This window comes from Bradyrhizobium sp. UNPF46 (assembly GCF_006658625.1).
Classification (GTDB): Bacteria; Pseudomonadota; Alphaproteobacteria; order Rhizobiales; family Xanthobacteraceae; genus Bradyrhizobium; species Bradyrhizobium nitroreducens.
In genome coordinates this window covers 43,229-60,461 of record NZ_LFJB01000113.1, presented here as the reverse complement: position 1 = coordinate 60,461, position 17,233 = coordinate 43,229, and the positions used below count along the sequence as shown (strand labels likewise).

Here is a 17,233-nt window from a genome sequence, read left to right as displayed (position 1 = left end):
TGCTGACCATCCTCAACGCTATGCTGCGCGACCGAAAAATCTATAAGGTCGCACCGTCAACATAACAGTTGCCGGCTCTGCGCAGCGGCACTGCGTGCCGCAGCTTGTCCGGGACACGACAACGTTGCTCGGTCCAGCCTTTCCCCCATCACAACTCCGTGTCTTTATTAGGAAACAATCATTCCCTATTATCCCGCAATGCAAGAGACCGCCCGCAGATCGCAAGCCACCGCCCGTCCGCCCGGCCGTCCCCGGGAATTCGACATGGACACCGCGCTCGACCGCGCCGTGAGGGTGTTTTGCGAGCGCGGCTATCATGCCACCTCGATCGGAGACCTGACCGCCGCGATGCGGCTCGCCACCGGCAGCGTCTACAAGGCGTTTCGCGACAAGCAGGCCGTGTTCCTGGCGGCATTCGACCGCTACGCCGCGGTCCGCCGTGAGCAGACCCGCAGCGCGGCCGCGCGCGGCAGCAACGGCCGGGAGCGGCTGCGCCACATGCTGCTGTCCTATGTCGCGCATTCGCAAGGCATCGAGGGTCGCCGCGGCTGCATGGTGGTCGGCGGCACGGTCGAGCTCGCCGCGCTCGATCCGCAAGTCCGCGCCCGCGTCAACGCGCAGATCGAGACCAACGAGGCCTTCATCGCGGGCCTCATCCGCGAGGGCCAGGCCGACGGTTCGATACCGGCCCATGTCGATGTCGACGACACCGCGCGGCTGATGATCTGCATCACGCAAGGCATGCGCGTCGTCGGCAAGGCGCGGCTGCCGCTCGACGGGAAGCGCCTCGTCGGCGTCGCGATGAAGCTGCTCGCCTGAATTCATGCCTTATTAGGGAATGATCGTTCCCATATCTGGAGTCTGCTGGAATGACGATGAATGCCACGATCGAGACCGCCCCCGAACCGGATGCGGTGTCACAGCGCCTGACCTTCGTGCTTGCCGCGGCCTGTGGCATGGTCGCCGCCAACATCTACTACGCGCAGCCGCTGATCGCCCCGATCAGCGCCGCGCTCGGCCTGTCGCATGAAGCCGCGGGGCTGATCGTGACCATGACGCAGATCGGCTATGGCGTCGGGCTTCTCTTCATCGTGCCGCTCGGCGATCTCGTCGAAAATCGCGCCCTGATCTGCTCGGTGATCATGCTCGGTGCTACCGCGCTGCTCGCCGCCGCGTTCTCGACCCATGCGCTGCCGTTCCTGGTCGCGGCGCTGTTCGTCGGGCTCGGCTCGGTCGCGGTGCAGATCATCATCCCCTATGCGGCGCATCTGGCGCCGGAGGCCATCCGCGGCCGCGTCGTCGGCAACGTCTCGACCGGGCTGATGCTCGGCATCATGCTGGCGCGCCCGGTGTCGAGCTTCGTCACCGCGGCCTCGTCGTGGCACACGGTGTTCTTCGCCTCCGCCGCGCTGATGATCGTGCTCGCAGCGGTGCTCCGCCTCGTGCTGCCGAGGCGCCGGCCCGTCGCGCGCATGCATTACGGCACGCTGCTGCTGTCGATGCCGCACCTGGCCTTGAATACGCCGCTGCTCCGGCGACGGGCGCTCTACCAGGCGAGCCTGTTCGGCTGCTTCACCCTGTTCTGGACGGTGGCGCCGCTCCAGCTCGCGGGCGCGTTCGGTTTTTCCCAGCGCGGCATCGCGCTGTTCGCCCTCGCCGGCGTCGCCGGCGTGTTCGCAGCTCCCATCGCGGGCCGGCTCGCCGATCGCGGCCATAGCCGGATCGCGACGCTGGTTGCGATGCTGCTCGCGGCCGCGGGCTTCCTGGCGAGCTATGTCGGCGCGCCCGGCTCGATGCTGAACCTCGGCTGCCTGGTCGTGGCCGCGATCGCCATCGATATCGGCGTTCAGGGCAACGTCGTGCTCGGCTTCCGCGCCATCTTCGCGCTCGGGCACGAGCACCGCAGCCGCCTCAACGGCCTCTATATGGCGACGTTCTTCGCGGCCGGTGCCGCCGGCTCCGCGGTCGGCGCCTTCGCCTTCGCGCAAGGCGGCTGGCCGCTCGCCTCGGCCATTGGCCTCGCTTTGCCCGTCGCGGGCCTGCTCTATGCGGCGACCGAGTAGTCGCCGGCCCGGCGGAATGGCGCGATGCGGCTGTTTACCAAGACCCGGACACGAGGCCCTGCGAGGCGTCGGGTGCTGCAATTTCCATCTCGCGGTTTGCTTGCGGGTGTAGTACTTTCGTCTCAAGCGAGCCCGGTTAACGGGCGGCAGGGGGAGGCTGATGAGGCGTGCGGGGCTGTTTGGCGTACCGCGGGTACGGCCATGGTCGTGGCGGGCGTTTCTGCTCGGTTGCGTCGTTATCGCAGTATCGGCCGTGCTTCAGGGCATCTGCGTCGCGCTCGGCGCCAAGTTCTATTTTGCAGCGTTCCTGCCCGGCCTGTTCTTGCTCGGCCTCGTCGCGGGCGCGCCGGCGGCCGTGTTTGCCGCGCTGTTCACGGTGCCATTGGTGTGGTGGGCGTTCATTCCGCCCTTTTTCGAGTTCAGCGCGCTGTCGAGCACGAATGCCGATTCCATCAACCTGTTCTGCCTGCTTGCCGTGCTGCTGATCGGCCTTGCCGATCTCTGCCGCGAGACGATGAGCATCATCAGCCGCGGCGGGCTGAAGCCGCCGGGCGAGAGCGCGGCAACGAATCCGCAATAGATCGTCCTGGCGCGATGGCGCGCGTTGCCTGCGCGCAACAGTCCGGCAACCATCCGCGCGCTTGCCGCGCGCCGCTAACTTTTCGAAAAAGATTTGGCCGCAGTTTCTCCCCCGGGAATGACGAGGGAGTTTTCGGACATGAACGGCCAAATCAACGGTCACGCCATCCTGGAGAACGTGCGTCGCTATCGCGGCATCGCATCGCTGTATCGCCAGACCGCTGCGTTTCGCCCGGGCCAGAGCTGGTCGCTGCTGGAACAGGCGCAGGATTGGGAAGCGCGGGCGCTGTCGGAGCTGGAATCCTATTTCGCAGCGCGCATGGACTACGCCGCGCCGCGCGCAGCCTGATCGTTAACCATCGCTCACGATATGATCGTGAGCTCGGGTGCGGGCACCACAAATTGTCCGCCCCAGGCGCGAATCTCCGCCAACTGCGCGACGATCTCGTCCTTCAGATTCCAGGGAAGGACGAAGACGTAATCAGGCCTTGCCGCGATCAGGGCGGCGGGATCGCGGATCGGCAGATGCGTTCCCGGAAGCAGCAGGCCCTGCTTGTGCGGATTGCGATCCACGGTGAACGGAATCAGCTCGCGCGTGACGCCGCAATAGTTCAGCAGCGTGTTGCCCTTGGCAGGCGCGCCATAGCCGAGGACCGTCTTGCCCGCGCGCTGCGCGGCGGCGAGAAAGTCGCGGATCGTCTCGCGCTTCGCCGCGACCTTCGCCTGAAAATCGCGATAGATCGCGGGCCGGTCGAGACCTGCGACTTCCTCGCGCCGGCGCAATTGCTCGAGCGCGGGCGAGGGCCTTTGAGCAGCCGTCGTCCTGCAGACATGCAGGCGCAGCGAGCCGCCATGAGTCGGCAATTCCTCCACGTCGAACACGCGCAAGGCGTGTGCGCGAAACACCGTCTCGAGGGTCGCGAGCGAGAAGTACGACAGATGCTCGTGATAGATCGTGTCGAACTGAATCCCTTCGATCAGATGCAGCAGGTGCGGAAGCTCCAGCGTCGCACGTCCGGCCTCGGGCAGGAGAATGCGCAGGCCCGCGACGAAATCGTTGATGTCGGGGACGTGCGGCAGCACGTTGTTGGCGACGATCAGATCGGGCCTGTGGCCTTCGGTGCGCAGCGCAGCCGCTGCATCGCGGCCGAAATAGCAAATGCGGGTCGGAATGCCCTTGGCGGTTGCAGCGGCCGCCGGGCCGCTGGCCGGCTCGATCCCGAGCGCGCGGATGCCGGCGCGCTGAAAATATTGCAGCAGATATCCGTCATTGCTGGCGATCTCGATCACCTCGGACGCCGGCCCGAGCCTTGCGCGGACGATCATCTCGGCGGCATAGCTCTCCGCATGAAGCAGCCAGCTCTCGGAATAGGACGAATAATAGAGATACTGGTCGAAGATGCTAGCCGCCGGCTCGAATTGCGGCAGCTGGACCAGCCCGCAGGCGCGGCACACACGGGCATGCAGCGGGTAGGTCGGCTCGGCGGCATTCGCGCACTCCGGCGGCAGATAGGAATTCGCCAGAGGCGACAGGCCGAGATCGACGAAGGTCTCGTCGAGCTCCCGCGCGCAGAAGCGGCATCGATGCCCGTCCATGACCGGATCGTCCCGTTGTGCCGCCCTGTCGCGGCTGTTAGTGAATGCTTCCAAGCCACGGAAACTCCGACAAGGTCGCGGATGATGCAACCGAAAAGGCGTTCGGGTGAACGGACGTTCGCAGCGGCGGCGTCGCGGCGCGGAGGGGCGAGATGAAGTTCGCTGCATTGGCTCTGCCGGGTGTGGTCGAAATCGGCATCGAGCCGGAGCTTGATGCGCGCGGGTCCTTTGCCCGGCTGTTCGACACCGAGGCCTTCGCGGCGCAGGGACTGCCGACGCAGTTCGCGCAACACAGCCTGTCCCGCAACGAACGCGCCGGCACCCTTCGCGGTCTGCATTACCAGGCCGGCCGGCCGGAGGCGAAGCTGGTGCGCTGCGTTGCCGGCCGCGCCTTCGACGTGATCGTCGATCTGCGCCGATCGCTGCCGACCTTCGGACAATGGTGCTCGGTCGAGCTCACCGCTGACCGCGGCAATGCGGTGTTCATCCCCGCCGGATGCGCGCACGGCTTCCAGACGCTCACTGATGCGACCGAGCTGATGTACTGCATCGACGTGCCTTATGACGCGCAGGGCGCAGCAGGCATTCGCTGGGACGATCCGTCGCTGGCAATCGCCTGGCCGCTGCCCGATCCGATCCTGTCCGCGCGCGACCGCGCGCTGCCGTATCTCGCATGAAGCGGGTCTTGGTCACGGGCGCGTCCGGATTCATCGGCCGTGCGCTCGTGCCTGCGCTGGCGGGGCGCGGCTTCGAGGTCCATGGCATCGCGCGCACAGCGCAGCCGGCGACGCCGGGCGTGAGTTGGCATGCGGCCGATCTCCTCACCGAAGCCGGCCGCGAGCATGCGCTGTCCGCAGCGCGGCCGACGCATCTCGTCCATCTCGCCTGGGAAGCACGGCCGGGCCGCTATCGCGAAGATCCCATCAATCGGCGGTGGACGGAGGCGAGCATCGACCTGCTCGCGCGCGCGCAAGCCTGCGGCATCAGCCGAATCCTCGGCATCGGCAGCTGCCTCGAATACGGACCGCAGAGCGGTCCGTGCGAAGAGGGCGTGAGCCCGTGCCGTCCCACCACATTGTACGGACAGGCCAAGCTCGCGACGGGCGAAGCCTATATCGCGGCGGGCGCCATTTGGGGCCGCGTGTTTGTCCCGTTCGGTCCGCACGAGCCGGAGAGGCGCCTCATTCCTTCGCTGATCCGGAGCCTCCGTGCCGGACAAGACTTCGATTGTTCGCATGGCGGCCAATTGCGCGACTTCGTCTATGTCGACGATCTCGCGCAGATGATCGCCGCCGTGCTCGACAGCGAGCTCAAAGGCGCGGTCAATCTCGCCAGCGGCGAGGTGTGCAGCCTGCGCAGCGTGATCGAGCACTTCGCCGAGTGCCTCGAGGCGCTTCATCTGGTCAGGTTCGGCGCCGTCGATGCAACGGGCGTCGATGCCGAGCCGATGCTCGCCGCCCATGTCAGCCGCCTCCGCGAGGTGACCGCAGGCGTGCCGCTGGTCGGATTCAAGGCAGGTGCCGCCCGCACGCTCGCATGGTGGACCGATCGCCTGCCGAGGAGCGCGTGAGGTGCGGTCCGCTTGCAGCAGGCGGACGGCAGGCGGGTCCCGTGGCAATTACGGAGTTGTCTCGCCGAGCGTCTATGCTAGCAACGGGCCGACCGAAACCTCCTTCATGTCGGCCGGGGCAAGCGATGACTACGTTCAACCGCATCTTCACGACCGAGCGCCTGCTCCAGATCATCGTGATCCTGGCGGCCACCGTCGCCATGAAGCTGATGAGCTGAATGCCGGCGGACTATCGTCCGCTGAACTCGGGCACGTCGGGCAGATAGTTCGATCCTTCCGAGCCCAGGAAATCGAACATCGCCTGCGCCGGCGGCAGCAGCACCTTGTCGCTGCGGCGGATCACATACCATTGCCGCACGATCGGCAGGCCCGCGACGTCGAGCACGATGAGCCGGCCTTCGGCGAGCTCGTGCGCCACCGTGTGGGCCGAGATGAAGGCGATGCCGAGCCCGGCGATGACCGCCTGCTTGATGGTCTCGTTGCTGCTCATCTCCATGCCGACGATCGGCTCGAGGTCGGACTTTTGGAACATGCCCTCCATCAGCGTCCGCGTGCCCGAGCCGGGCTCGCGGGTGAGGAAGGTCTCGTGCACGAGGTCGGTCAGGCTGAGGCCGGAATCCTTTTCCAGCCAGTGCCCCTTGCGCGCGACGATGATGTGGGGATTGCGCCCGAGCTGGCGGACGTCGACGGAGACGTCGGCCGGTGGCCGACCCATCACGGCGAAATCGAGGTCGTAGCCGTGCATGGCCTCGCGAATCTCCTCGCGATTGCCGATGGTCAGCTTGATCTCGATCTTGGGATAGCGCTTGGAGAATGCCGCGATTGCATGCGGCACGAAATACTTCGCGGTCGAGACCGCGCCGAGATGCACGGTGCCGCCGGTCCGCCCCGCCAGCAGGTCGAGCGCGCCCTGGCAGTCGGTGATGGCGGCCTCGACCCGCTCGGCGAGCGCCAGGACCTCCTTGCCCGCCTCCGTCAGCAGCATGCCGTCGCCGGTCCGCTGCACCAGCGGCAGGCCGGCGAGGTCCTGAAGCTGCCGCAGCTGCTGGGTCACGGCCGGCTGCGTCAGCCCGAGATGGCCGGAGGCCGCCGTCACGCTGCCCTTGGCCGACAACGCCGCAAGCGAACGAAGCTGCCGGATCGTGAGATGCCGGAGCTGGGCCGCAGCATGGCCGGGACCATTATAAGAAAATTCTTTAACGCTCATTATGAATAGAAATTTTCCTTATTAAGCTGCCCCTGTCAATCTCCTGATGCCGGGACTGATCGCTGCCTGCCTCCAGAGGGGAGGGAATGGACGCGGCGCCGGCACAGGGGATGGACGCAGATGACCGGGCAACTCAGGCTGGACGATCACCTTCAACGGTATTCCGAGACCGCGCCGCACGCGCTGGCGGTGGCCGCCGCGGTTGATGCCATCGCGGCGGCGGCGATCGAGATCGCCGACCTCATCGCCACCGGTGATCTCGCGGACGCCTCCGGCCTGACGACGGGGCGCAACAGTGACGGCGACGTGCAGCGCGATCTCGACGTCCAGGCCGATGCGATCCTGCGCCGCTGTCTCGGCAAGCTGCCGATCGCGGCGCTGGCGTCGGAGGAGATGCGCGAGGCCCAGATCGGCGACCGCGAGGGCCGCATCTGCATCGCGATCGATCCGCTCGACGGCTCCTCCAACATCGACATCAATATGACGGTCGGCACGATCTTCTCGATCCTGCCGGCACCCGAGGACCTCTCGCTCGCCTTCCATCAGCGCGGCTCGGCGCAACTCGCGGCGGGCTTCGTCACCTACGGCCCGCAGACCTCGCTGGTGCTGACGCTCGGCGAAGGCGTCGACATCTTCACGCTCGACCGCAAGGCGGGCTGCTTCCGCCTCGCGCGCGCCGGCGCGCAGATCGCCGAGGCCTGCGAGGAATTCGCGATCAACGCGTCGAACCGCCGGCACTGGGATCCGCCGGTGCGCGCCTTCATCGACGAATGCCTCGCCGGCGTCGAAGGGCCGGCCAACCACGATTTCAACATGCGCTGGGTCGGCTCGCTGGTCGCGGAGGCCTACCGCCTCCTCACCCGCGGCGGCGTGTTCCTCTATCCCTCGGATGCGCGTCCCGGCTATGGCGACGGTCGCCTGCGCCTGACTTACGAGGCGCATCCGATGGCCATGATCATCGAGCAGGCCGGCGGCTCCGCCACGACGGGACGCGAGCGCATCCTCGACCTGTCGGCGCAAAACCTGCACCAGCGCGTGCCGCTGATCATGGGTTCGAGCAACGAGGTGCGGCGCGTCGAGGAGCTGCATTGCGATCCGGTGCTGGTCGCCAGCGTTTCAGCGCCGCTATTCGCGCGGCGCGGATTCTTCCGGCTCTGATCGAGGTGACGCATGTCCAGGAAACATCCGATCATCTCCATCACCGGCTCCTCTGGCGCCGGCACCACCTCGGTCAAGAAGACCTTCGAGCAGATATTCTTCCGCGAGAAGGTCAACGCCGCCTACATCGAGGGCGACGCCTTCCACCGCTATGACCGCGCCGAAATGCGCACGCAGATGGCCAAGGAGGCCGAGCGCGGCAACAGGCATTTCAGCCATTTCAGCCCCGAGACCAACCTGTTCGAGGAGCTGGAGCGCGCGTTCCGCGACTACGGCGAGACCGGCACGGCGGTGACGCGTCACTACGTGCACGATGCCGAGGAATCCGCACTGCATGGCGCGGCGCCCGGCACCTTCACCGATTGGAAGAAGCTGCCGGAGAACTCCGACCTCTTGTTCTACGAAGGCCTGCACGGCGCCGTGGTCACCGACAAGGTCAACGTCGCGCGCTATGCCGACCTCAAGATCGGAGTCGTGCCAGTCATCAATCTCGAATGGATCCAGAAGCTGCACCGCGATCGCAGCGCGCGCGGCTATTCGACCGAGGCCGTTACCGACACCATCCTGCGGCGGATGCCCGACTACATCCACTACATCTGCCCGCAATTCACCGAGACCGACATCAACTTCCAGCGCGTGCCGACGGTGGACACCTCCAATCCGTTCGTCGCGCGTTGGATCCCGACGCCGGACGAATCGATGGTCGTGATTCGCTTCAAGAATCCGCGCGGTATCGACTTCCCCTATCTGCTCTCGATGCTGCCGCAGAGCTGGATGTCGCGCGCCAATTCGATCGTCTGTCCCGGTGCGAAGCTCGATCTCGCGATGCAGCTGATCCTGACGCCGCTGATCATGCAGCTCATCGAGCGCAAGCGAAACCTGAAGTAAAGAGGGAGGATCCGATGAACATCTCCGTCCACGCCGAAGCCGACCTCACGGCGGTCGCGCACAACGACCTGGCCAATGCCGTCCGCTTCCTCGCGGTCGATGCCATCGAGACCTCGCAATCCGGCCATCCCGGCCTGCCCATGGGCATGGCCGACGTCGCGACCGTGCTGTTCTCGCGCTTCCTGAAGTTCGACTCCGCGCATCCAACCTGGCCGGACCGCGACCGCTTCGTGCTCTCCGCAGGCCACGGCTCGATGCTGCTCTACGCATTGCTGCATCTGACCGGCGGCGATGTCAGCCTCGACGACATCAAGGCCTTCCGGCGATGGGGCTCGAAGACGCCGGGCCATCCCGAGTATGGCCACACGCCGGGTGTCGAGACCACGACGGGGCCGCTGGGGCAGGGCATCGCGACTGCGGTCGGCATGGCGCTCGCCGAGCGCATGGCCAATGCGCGGCATGGCGACGGGCTCGTCGATCATTTCACCTACGTCATCGCGGGCGACGGCTGCCTGATGGAAGGCATCAGCCAGGAGGCGATCTCGCTCGCCGGCCATCTCGGGCTCGGCCGCCTGATCGTGCTGTTCGACGACAACGGCATCTCCATCGACGGTCCGACCTCGCTCGCGACATCCGACGACCAGCTCGCGCGTTTCGCCGCCTCCGGCTGGTCGGTGCGCGGCGTCGACGGGCATGATCCCGAAGCCGTTGCACAGGCGATCGCGGAGGAGCGGGCGACCGCAAAACCGTCGCTGATCGCCTGCCGCACCATCATCGGCTATGGCGCGCCCGACCGGCAGGGCACCGAGAAGGCGCATGGCGCGCCGCTCGGCGCCGAGCAGGCCGCGGCGGCGCGCCGCACGCTGGGTTGGGATTATCAGCCCTTCGTGGTGCCGATCCCGGTGCTCAAGGCTTGGCGAATGATCGGGCAGCGCGGGCAGGTCGATCGGCTCGCCTGGCTCGATCGCTATGAACGCGCGACGCCAGAGCAGCGCGACCTGTTCGTCGAGGGCAAGGCCGTTGGACTGCCGGCCGCCTATGCGCTGGCCGCCGCGAAATTGCGCGAGCGCTTTGCCAGCGAACGGCCGAAGCTCGCGACGCGGCAGGCCTCGCAGCAGGTGCTCGACGGCATCGCCGGGACCATCCCCGGTCTGGTCGGGGGCTCCGCGGACCTGACGCATTCGAACCTCACGCACGCCAAGGCGCAGGCTCCCGTCAAGCGCGGGGCCTTCGCCGGCGACTACATCCACTACGGCATTCGCGAGCACGGCATGGCCGCCGCGATGAACGGTCTCGCGCTGCATGGCGGCTTCATCCCCTATGGTGGCACGTTCCTGGCGTTCTCCGATTACAGCCGGCCGGCAATCCGCCTTGCAGCCCTGATGCGGCTGCGCGCCATCCACGTGATGACCCACGACTCCATCGGCCTTGGCGAGGATGGCCCGACGCACCAGCCGGTCGAGCATCTTGCGGCGCTGCGCGTGATCCCGAACCTCCTGGTGTTCCGTCCCGCCGACGCGGTGGAGACGCTGGAAGCCTGGGACTGCGCACTCAGCTCCGAGAGCCGTCCCTCCGTGCTGTGCCTGTCGCGGCAGGCGCTGCCAACCTTCCGCAGCGATGCGCGCGGCAGAAACCGTGTCGCGAACGGTGCCTATCTCGTCGTCTCCCCCGATGGCGGACGTGACGTGACGCTGATCGCAACCGGCTCGGAAGTGTCGATCGCACTGGAAGCCGCGCGGCTGCTCGCGACTGAGCACATTCGTGCGGCCGTGGTCTCGGCGCCGTGCTTTGCGCTGTTCGAGGAGCAGCCGGACGATTATCGCGCCACTGTGCTCGGCACGGCGCCGCGCGTCGGTATCGAGGCGGCTGTCGCCGGTGATTGGCATCGCTGGATCGGCGCCGACGGCGAGTTCGTGGGCATGCGCGGCTTCGGCGCCTCGGCGCCGGCGCCGGTGCTGTACCGCGAATTCGGCATCACGCCACAGAGTATTGCCGAAGCCGCCCGCCGGGCGATTGCTCGCAACAGTCGATAAGGAGGACATCCCTTGGCACGCATTACCCTTCGCCAGCTGCTCGATCACGCCGCGTCTCATGGCTACGCGGTGCCGGCGTTCAACATCAACAACATGGAGCAGGGCATCGCGATCATGCAGGCGGCGGCCGAGGTCGACGCGCCCGTCATCATGCAGGCCTCGCGCGGCGCGCGCAGCTATGCCGGCGATCTCATGCTCTCGCACATGATCGACGCGCTGGAGCGGACCTATCCGGACATCCCGCTCTGCATGCACCAGGACCACGGCAATGACGAGGCGACCTGCGCGTCCGCCATTGCCCATGGCTTCACCTCTGTGATGATGGACGGTTCGCTCAAGGCGGATGCCAAGACTGCGGCCGATTACGATTACAATGTCGCAATCACTCGCCGCGTCGTCGATCTCGCGCACTGGGTCGGGGCTTCCGTCGAAGGCGAGCTCGGCGTGCTCGGCTCGCTCGAACATGGCGGCGGCGAGCAGGAGGACGGCCACGGCGTCGAGGGCAAGGTGAGCCACGACCAGCTGTTGACCGATCCCGATCAGGCCGTCGATTTCGTTCGCGCGACGAAAGTCGACGCGCTCGCCATCGCGATGGGCACCTCGCACGGCGCCTACAAGTTCAGCCGCAAGCCCGATGGCGACATCCTGGCGATGCGGGTGGTCGAGGAGATCCACCGCCGCCTGCCGAACACACATCTGGTCATGCATGGCTCTTCCTCGGTGCCGCAGCCGCTGCAGGACATGTTCAACCAGTTCGGCGGCGAGATGCCGCAGACCTGGGGCGTGCCGGTCGAGGAGATCGTGCGCGGCATCAAGAGTGGCGTGCGCAAGGTCAATATCGACACCGATTGTCGCCTCGCGATGACCGCGGTGTTCCGAAAAGTGGCGGCGCAATCGCGCAACGAGTTCGATCCGCGCAAATTCCTCAAGCCCGCGATGGACGCGATGCGCGAGCTTTGCCGCGAGCGCTTCGAGCAGTTCGGCACCGCAGGCCATGCCAGCAAGATCAAGGTCGTTCCCTTGAGCGAGATGGCGCGGCGTTACCGCGCCGGCGAGCTCGACCCACGTATCGACGCCCGTGAGCCCGTTGCGGCCTAGTTAGTCGGAAAGAGCAGAGAAGAGAGCAGGAGAGAGACATGAACGCACATACCGGCACGGTCCGCGGCAAGGAGCGTTATCGCTCTGGCGTCATGGAATACAAGCGCATGGGCTATTGGGAGCCCGACTACACGCCGAAGGACACCGACGTCATCGCGCTGTTTCGCGTCACGCCGCAAGAGGGGGTCGATCCGATCGAAGCGTCGGCTGCGGTGGCCGGTGAATCCTCGACCGCGACCTGGACCGTGGTGTGGACCGACCGCCTCACGGCGGCCGAGAAGTATCGCGCCAAATGCTACCGGGTCGATCCGGTCCCGGGCTCGCCGGGCTCCTATTTCGCCTACATCGCCTATGACCTCGACCTGTTCGAGCCGGGCTCGATCGCGAACCTCTCGGCCTCAATCATCGGCAACGTGTTCGGCTTCAAACCGCTCAAGGCGCTGCGGCTGGAAGACATGCGTTTCCCGGTCGCCTATGTGAAGACGTTCCAGGGGCCGGCGACCGGCATCGTGGTCGAGCGCGAGCGCCTCGACAAGTTCGGCCGGCCGCTGCTCGGCGCGACGGTGAAGCCGAAGCTCGGACTCTCCGGGCGCAACTACGGCCGCGTGGTCTACGAGGCGCTGAAGGGTGGGCTCGACTTCACCAAGGACGACGAGAACATCAACTCGCAGCCCTTCATGCATTGGCGCGACCGCTTCCTCTATTGCATGGAGGCCGTCAACCGGGCCCAGGCGGCCTCGGGCGAGGTGAAGGGCACCTACCTGAACATCACCGCGGGGACGATGGAGGACATCTACGAGCGCGCCGAATTCGCCAAGGAGCTCGGGTCGTGCATCGTGATGATCGACCTCGTGATCGGCTACACCGCGATCCAGTCCATGGCCAAATGGGCGCGGCGCAACGACATGATCCTGCATCTGCATCGCGCCGGTCACTCGACCTATACGCGGCAGAAGAGCCACGGCGTGTCGTTCCGCGTCATCGCGAAGTGGATGCGCCTAGCCGGCGTCGACCACATCCATGCCGGCACGGTGGTCGGCAAGCTCGAGGGCGATCCCAACACCACGCGCGGCTATTACGACGTCTGCCGCGAGGACTTCAACCCGACCAAGCTCGAGCACGGCCTGTTCTTCGACCAGTCCTGGGCGAGCCTGAACAAGATGATGCCGGTGGCCTCCGGCGGCATCCATGCCGGCCAGATGCATCAGCTGCTCGACCTGCTTGGCGAGGACGTGGTGCTGCAATTCGGCGGCGGCACCATCGGCCATCCCATGGGTATCGCGGCCGGCGCGATCGCCAACCGCGTGGCGCTGGAAGCGATGATCCTCGCCCGCAACGAGGGCCGTGACTACGTCCACGAAGGTCCGGAGATTCTGGCGAGGGCGGCCGAGACCTGCACGCCGCTGAAGGCGGCGCTCGAGGTCTGGAAGGACGTGACCTTCAACTATCAATCCACCGACACGCCGGACTTCGTGCCGACGGCGCTCGAAACCGTCTAGGGAGACGCAACATGAAACTCACTCAGGGTTGCTTTTCGTTTCTGCCCGATCTCACCGACGACCAGATCACCAGTCAGGTGCAGTATTGTCTTGGAAAGGGCTGGGCGGTGAACATCGAGTTCACCGACGATCCGCATCCCCGCAACACCTATTGGGAGATGTGGGGCCTGCCGATGTTCGATCTCCAGGACGCTGCCGGCGTGATGATGGAGCTCGCGGAGTGCCGCAGGGTGTATGGCAACAGATACATCCGCATCAGCGGCTTCGATTCCAGTCATGGCTGGGAATCGGTGCGGATCTCCTTCCTGGTCAACCGGCCGCCTGATGAGGCCGAGTTCGAGCTGGTCCGGCAGGAGGTCGGCGGCCGGGCGATCCGCTACACCACCGTGCGCAAGCACGCCGCGCACGCGTCAACTTAAGTCATCCGTTTCCGCACGGAGCTCTCCCTGCTCCGGATCCTTGGCGGACCAACTGCTTCGCCGCCTCCCTCGCGGCGAAGCCCTTTTTTCGAGGTCCCGATGCTGGATGTGCCCCACGCAACCACGACTGAGCCCAGCGAGACCCAATTCGATCTCCGCAAGGAGGCCGAAGCGGCCGGGATCACCGACACGCTGCAGCAGCTCGATCAGGAGCTGGTCGGATTGAGACCGGTGAAGAACCGCGTGCGCCAGATCGCCTCGCTGCTGCTGATCGAGCGCATCCGGCAGCGCGCGGGCCTGGCCTCGGCGCCGCCGACGCTGCACATGTCGTTCACCGGAAATCCCGGCACCGGAAAGACCACGGTCGCGCTGCGCATGGCGAAGATCCTGCACGGTCTCGGCTTCGTGCGGCGCGGGCAGGTGATCTCGGTGACGCGCGACGACCTCGTCGGCCAATATATCGGTCACACCGCGCCGAAGACGAAGGAGATCCTGAAGAAGGCGATGGGCGGCGTGCTGTTCATCGACGAAGCCTATTATCTCCATCGGCCTGACAACGAGCGCGACTACGGTCAGGAAGCGATCGAGATCCTGCTCCAGGTGATGGAGAACCAGCGCGAGGATCTCGTCGTGATCCTCGCCGGCTATGGCGAGCGCATGACGAGCTTCTTCGCCTCCAATCCCGGCTTCCGCTCGCGCATCGCCCACCACATCGAATTTCCCGACTATGCGGAAGAGGAACTGCTCGTCATCGCCGAGCTGATGCTGAAGGAGCGGGGTTATCGGTTCTCGGCGGCGGCGCGCGAGGCCTTCGAGAGATACATCGCGCTGCGCCGGACCCAGCCATTCTTCTCCAACGCGCGTTCGATCCGCAACGCGGTCGACCGTATCCGCCTGCGGCAGGCCGATCGCCTGGTGTCCGATCTCGACCGCATGCTCGATGTCGCCGATCTCGAGACCATCGATCCCATGGACGTCCTGGCGAGCCGCGTCTTCAGCGGCGGCACTGACGCGCGGAGTGCAAAGCCATGACCGGAGAGATCGTCATCGCTCCCTCGATCCTGGCTGCGGATTTCGCGCGCCTCGGCGAGCAGATCGCGGCAATCGACGCGGCTGGCGCCGACTGGATCCATTGCGACGTCATGGACGGACATTTCGTGCCGAACATCAGCTTCGGCGCCGATGTCATCAAGGCCATCCGGCCGATGACGAAGAAGATCTTCGACGTGCATCTCATGATCGCGCCTGTCGATCCCTATCTCGAAGCGTTCGCGAAGGCCGGGGCCGATGTCATCACCGTCCACGCCGAAGCCGGCCCGCATCTCGACCGTTCGCTTCAGGCCATCCGGGCGCTCGGCAAGAAGGCCGGTGTCAGCCTGTGCCCCGCCACTCCCGAGAGCGCGATCGAATATGTGCTTGATCGCATCGATCTCGTGCTGGTGATGACGGTCAATCCAGGATTTGGCGGTCAGTCGTTCCTCGAATCCCAGCTTCCGAAGATCGAACGTGTCAAGGCCATGATCGGCGACCGGCCGATCAGGCTCGAGGTCGACGGCGGCGTCACGCGCGACAATGCCGCTGCGGTGGCGGCGGCCGGCGCCGATACGCTGGTGGCGGGTTCCGCAGTATTCCGCGGCAACTGCGTCGCCGATTATGCCGCGAACATCGAGGCCATTCGCATTGCTGCCGAGACAGCACGGGTTCCGAAGCTGCGAGAGAATGCTGTGCAGCCGATGCGCCTCGGCGAAAGCGCGCGCATCCGGTAGACTACGGATGGCTTCGCCAAGCGTTTGCGCAGAGGTATCGACGGCCTCGGCGACGGATTTTCCCGGAGTCCTACGGGGAATCTGACGCAAGTCGACAATACCCTTCATGCCGGGGTAACCAACGGTGTCGAAGTAAGCGCCCGATTAACGGCGACGCAATGCGCCGCTCCACAATCTGTGGTTCAAGAGCTGCAGAGAGCGTGGGATGCACATTCGATATCTTCACTGGAATGCTGCCCATGGCTGGCGCGGAGCGGATGCCCTGCGCGAGCCACCCCAGCTCGTGCTCTATTTCGGCAGCCGCGAGCAACTCGCGGACGGCCAGCGTTATCGCGAGCTGCGCGGTCTCTATCCCGACAGTCATATCGTCGGATGCAGCACCGGCGGCCAAATCCATGGCGACGATATCTGCGATGACGAAGTCGTCGCTGTCGCCTTGCACTTCGCCCATACGCAAGTGCGGCTGGTGCAGGAGGTCGTCGAGACCCGCGACGCGTCGCGAGCCTGCGGCGTGCGTCTTGCCCGCCAGGTGCTGGCGGCGGATCTGGCGGGCCTGTTCGTCCTATCGGACGGGTTGGCGGTGAACGGCGCCGAGCTGCTCGCCGGGATCACCGAAGTGCTGGGGCCGGATCTGCCCGTGACCGGCGGGCTCGCCGGCGATGGCACCCGATTTGAACAGACGATGGTCGGAGCCGACGCGGAGCCGTCGCCGAACCGCATCGCCGCAATTGCATTCTACGGCGCCTCGTTCCGCTTCGCGCATGGCTGCGCCGGCGGCTGGGACGTGTTCGGGCCGCGCCGCAAGGTGACGAAGGCGCAAGGGTCGGTGGTCGTGGAGCTCGACGGCGAGCCGCCGCTGGATCTGTATACCCGCTATCTCGGCGAGGAGGAGGCTGCGGCGATGCCGGGTTCGGGCCTGGCATTCCCCTTGCGCATTCACGACGAGGCCGAGCCGAACCGGCAGATCGTGCGCTCCGTGTTCGCGGTGGATCGCAATGCCCGCACGCTGACATTCGCGGCCGACATTCCGGAAGGATGTACCGCGCAGTTGATGCGCGCCAATTTCGACAGTCTCGCCGCAGGTGCCGGGGAGGCCGGTAGGCAGGCGCGCAGCGCACTCGCGGACGAGGTTGCCGGGGACAAGCTTGCGATCCTGGTGAGCTGCACCGGCCGCCGCAGAGTGATGGGGCAGCGCACCCAGGACGAGCTGGATGCCGTTGCCGCCGAGCTCGGCGACGACGTCGTCCGGATCGGATTCTACTCCTACGGCGAGATCGCTCCGCCGGCCGTGTCCGGCCGCTGCGAACTGCACAACCAGACCATGACCGTCACCGTCATCGCGGAGGCGGCGGCTTGA

17 protein-coding genes are annotated in these 17,233 nt (G+C 66.1%); 15 read left to right on the top strand and 2 right to left on the bottom strand.

Going from position 1 to position 17,233, the window contains the following annotated elements; translation table 11 throughout:
• Positions 1–264 precede the first annotated feature (264 nt).
• The 4 genes from UNPF46_RS35485 to UNPF46_RS35470 all read left to right on the top strand — a co-directional run bounded on the left by UNPF46_RS35485 (position 265) and on the right by UNPF46_RS35470 (position 2,991).
• Positions 265–819 (top strand): TetR/AcrR family transcriptional regulator, encoded by a 555-nt coding sequence (locus UNPF46_RS35485; protein ID WP_246668806.1) that lies wholly within the window; start codon positions 265–267, stop codon positions 817–819.
• A 50-nt stretch (positions 820–869) separates the two neighbouring features.
• Positions 870–2,063 carry an MFS transporter gene (locus UNPF46_RS35480; RefSeq protein WP_142253139.1) on the top strand — a complete coding sequence of 398 codons (1,194 nt, stop codon included), beginning with the start codon at positions 870–872 and terminating at the stop codon, positions 2,061–2,063.
• A gap of 160 nt (positions 2,064–2,223) precedes the next feature.
• Complete coding sequence (locus UNPF46_RS35475) at positions 2,224–2,643, top strand: DUF4118 domain-containing protein (RefSeq protein WP_142253138.1); 420 nt, start codon at positions 2,224–2,226, stop codon at positions 2,641–2,643.
• Between the two features lie 138 nt (positions 2,644–2,781).
• On the top strand, positions 2,782–2,991 hold the full coding sequence (locus UNPF46_RS35470; RefSeq protein WP_100181136.1) for a hypothetical protein: 210 nt from the start codon (positions 2,782–2,784) through the stop codon (positions 2,989–2,991).
• A gap of 14 nt (positions 2,992–3,005) precedes the next feature.
• Here UNPF46_RS35470 and UNPF46_RS35465 read toward each other — a convergent pair whose 3' ends face one another.
• The gene (locus UNPF46_RS35465; RefSeq protein WP_142253137.1) at positions 3,006–4,238 is read right to left on the bottom strand and encodes a class I SAM-dependent methyltransferase; all 1,233 of its coding nucleotides are present in this window, start codon (positions 4,236–4,238) and stop codon (positions 3,006–3,008) included.
• A 152-nt stretch (positions 4,239–4,390) separates the two neighbouring features.
• Between UNPF46_RS35465 and rfbC the strand changes: the two genes are divergently transcribed.
• Together rfbC and UNPF46_RS35455 are read left to right on the top strand one after the other, a co-directional pair.
• Positions 4,391–4,915 (top strand): dTDP-4-dehydrorhamnose 3,5-epimerase, encoded by a 525-nt coding sequence (rfbC, locus tag UNPF46_RS35460; protein ID WP_142253136.1) that lies wholly within the window; start codon positions 4,391–4,393, stop codon positions 4,913–4,915.
• Positions 4,912–5,808, top strand: coding sequence for an NAD-dependent epimerase/dehydratase family protein (locus UNPF46_RS35455; protein ID WP_142253135.1), 897 nt, complete (start codon positions 4,912–4,914; stop codon positions 5,806–5,808). Before rfbC ends, UNPF46_RS35455 begins: the two co-directional genes overlap by 4 nt.
• 229 nt (positions 5,809–6,037) lie before the next feature.
• Here the strand turns inward: UNPF46_RS35455 and UNPF46_RS35450 are convergent, their stop codons facing one another.
• A complete protein-coding gene (locus tag UNPF46_RS35450) occupies positions 6,038–7,015 on the bottom strand; it encodes a LysR family transcriptional regulator (RefSeq protein WP_100177063.1) in 978 nt (325 codons plus the stop codon).
• A 120-nt stretch (positions 7,016–7,135) separates the two neighbouring features.
• Here UNPF46_RS35450 and UNPF46_RS35445 point away from each other — a divergent pair, with 120 nt between their 5' ends.
• The 9 genes from UNPF46_RS35445 to UNPF46_RS35405 all read left to right on the top strand — a co-directional run bounded on the left by UNPF46_RS35445 (position 7,136) and on the right by UNPF46_RS35405 (position 17,233).
• On the top strand, positions 7,136–8,173 hold the full coding sequence (locus UNPF46_RS35445) for a class 1 fructose-bisphosphatase (RefSeq protein ID WP_142253134.1): 1,038 nt from the start codon (positions 7,136–7,138) through the stop codon (positions 8,171–8,173).
• 12 nt (positions 8,174–8,185) lie between these two features.
• Positions 8,186–9,061: a phosphoribulokinase gene (locus tag UNPF46_RS35440; RefSeq protein ID WP_100177061.1), complete on the top strand. Its 876-nt coding sequence runs from the start codon at positions 8,186–8,188 to the stop codon at positions 9,059–9,061.
• 14 nt (positions 9,062–9,075) lie between these two features.
• Positions 9,076–11,094 carry a transketolase gene (gene tkt / locus UNPF46_RS35435; RefSeq protein WP_142253133.1) on the top strand — a complete coding sequence of 673 codons (2,019 nt, stop codon included), beginning with the start codon at positions 9,076–9,078 and terminating at the stop codon, positions 11,092–11,094.
• A 12-nt stretch (positions 11,095–11,106) separates the two neighbouring features.
• Positions 11,107–12,192 carry a class II fructose-bisphosphate aldolase gene (gene fba, locus UNPF46_RS35430; RefSeq protein ID WP_100177059.1) on the top strand — a complete coding sequence of 362 codons (1,086 nt, stop codon included), beginning with the start codon at positions 11,107–11,109 and terminating at the stop codon, positions 12,190–12,192.
• A 38-nt stretch (positions 12,193–12,230) separates the two neighbouring features.
• Positions 12,231–13,691: a form I ribulose bisphosphate carboxylase large subunit gene (locus tag UNPF46_RS35425; RefSeq protein ID WP_142253132.1), complete on the top strand. Its 1,461-nt coding sequence runs from the start codon at positions 12,231–12,233 to the stop codon at positions 13,689–13,691.
• Positions 13,692–13,702: 11 nt separating this feature from the next.
• Positions 13,703–14,110 carry a ribulose bisphosphate carboxylase small subunit gene (locus UNPF46_RS35420; protein ID WP_142253131.1) on the top strand — a complete coding sequence of 136 codons (408 nt, stop codon included), beginning with the start codon at positions 13,703–13,705 and terminating at the stop codon, positions 14,108–14,110.
• 99 nt (positions 14,111–14,209) lie between these two features.
• A complete protein-coding gene (gene cbbX / locus UNPF46_RS35415; RefSeq protein ID WP_100177056.1) occupies positions 14,210–15,142 on the top strand; it encodes a CbbX protein in 933 nt (310 codons plus the stop codon).
• Entirely contained in the window at positions 15,139–15,876 is a 738-nt protein-coding gene (rpe, locus tag UNPF46_RS35410) for a ribulose-phosphate 3-epimerase (RefSeq protein ID WP_142253130.1), read from the top strand. Before cbbX ends, rpe begins: the two co-directional genes overlap by 4 nt.
• 205 nt (positions 15,877–16,081) lie before the next feature.
• Complete coding sequence (locus UNPF46_RS35405) at positions 16,082–17,233, top strand: FIST signal transduction protein (protein WP_142253129.1); 1,152 nt, start codon at positions 16,082–16,084, stop codon at positions 17,231–17,233.

What these genes read in the sequence shown, in the direction of transcription:
- UNPF46_RS35485 (WP_246668806.1), top strand. Translation starts at nt 265, where the DNA reads ATGGACACCGCGCTCGACCGCGCCGTGAGGGTGTTTTGCGAGCGCGGC.
- UNPF46_RS35480 (WP_142253139.1), top strand. Translation starts at nt 870, where the DNA reads ATGACGATGAATGCCACGATCGAGACCGCCCCCGAACCGGATGCGGTG.
- UNPF46_RS35475 (WP_142253138.1), top strand. Translation starts at nt 2,224, where the DNA reads ATGAGGCGTGCGGGGCTGTTTGGCGTACCGCGGGTACGGCCATGGTCG.
- UNPF46_RS35470 (WP_100181136.1), top strand. Translation starts at nt 2,782, where the DNA reads ATGAACGGCCAAATCAACGGTCACGCCATCCTGGAGAACGTGCGTCGC.
- UNPF46_RS35465 (WP_142253137.1), bottom strand. Translation starts at nt 4,238, where the DNA reads ATGGACGGGCATCGATGCCGCTTCTGCGCGCGGGAGCTCGACGAGACC.
- rfbC (WP_142253136.1), top strand. Translation starts at nt 4,391, where the DNA reads ATGAAGTTCGCTGCATTGGCTCTGCCGGGTGTGGTCGAAATCGGCATC.
- UNPF46_RS35455 (WP_142253135.1), top strand. Translation starts at nt 4,912, where the DNA reads ATGAAGCGGGTCTTGGTCACGGGCGCGTCCGGATTCATCGGCCGTGCG.
- UNPF46_RS35450 (WP_100177063.1), bottom strand. Translation starts at nt 7,015, where the DNA reads ATGAGCGTTAAAGAATTTTCTTATAATGGTCCCGGCCATGCTGCGGCC.
- UNPF46_RS35445 (WP_142253134.1), top strand. Translation starts at nt 7,136, where the DNA reads ATGACCGGGCAACTCAGGCTGGACGATCACCTTCAACGGTATTCCGAG.
- UNPF46_RS35440 (WP_100177061.1), top strand. Translation starts at nt 8,186, where the DNA reads ATGTCCAGGAAACATCCGATCATCTCCATCACCGGCTCCTCTGGCGCC.
- tkt (WP_142253133.1), top strand. Translation starts at nt 9,076, where the DNA reads ATGAACATCTCCGTCCACGCCGAAGCCGACCTCACGGCGGTCGCGCAC.
- UNPF46_RS35425 (WP_142253132.1), top strand. Translation starts at nt 12,231, where the DNA reads ATGAACGCACATACCGGCACGGTCCGCGGCAAGGAGCGTTATCGCTCT.
- UNPF46_RS35420 (WP_142253131.1), top strand. Translation starts at nt 13,703, where the DNA reads ATGAAACTCACTCAGGGTTGCTTTTCGTTTCTGCCCGATCTCACCGAC.
- cbbX (WP_100177056.1), top strand. Translation starts at nt 14,210, where the DNA reads ATGCTGGATGTGCCCCACGCAACCACGACTGAGCCCAGCGAGACCCAA.
- rpe (WP_142253130.1), top strand. Translation starts at nt 15,139, where the DNA reads ATGACCGGAGAGATCGTCATCGCTCCCTCGATCCTGGCTGCGGATTTC.
- UNPF46_RS35405 (WP_142253129.1), top strand. Translation starts at nt 16,082, where the DNA reads ATGCACATTCGATATCTTCACTGGAATGCTGCCCATGGCTGGCGCGGA.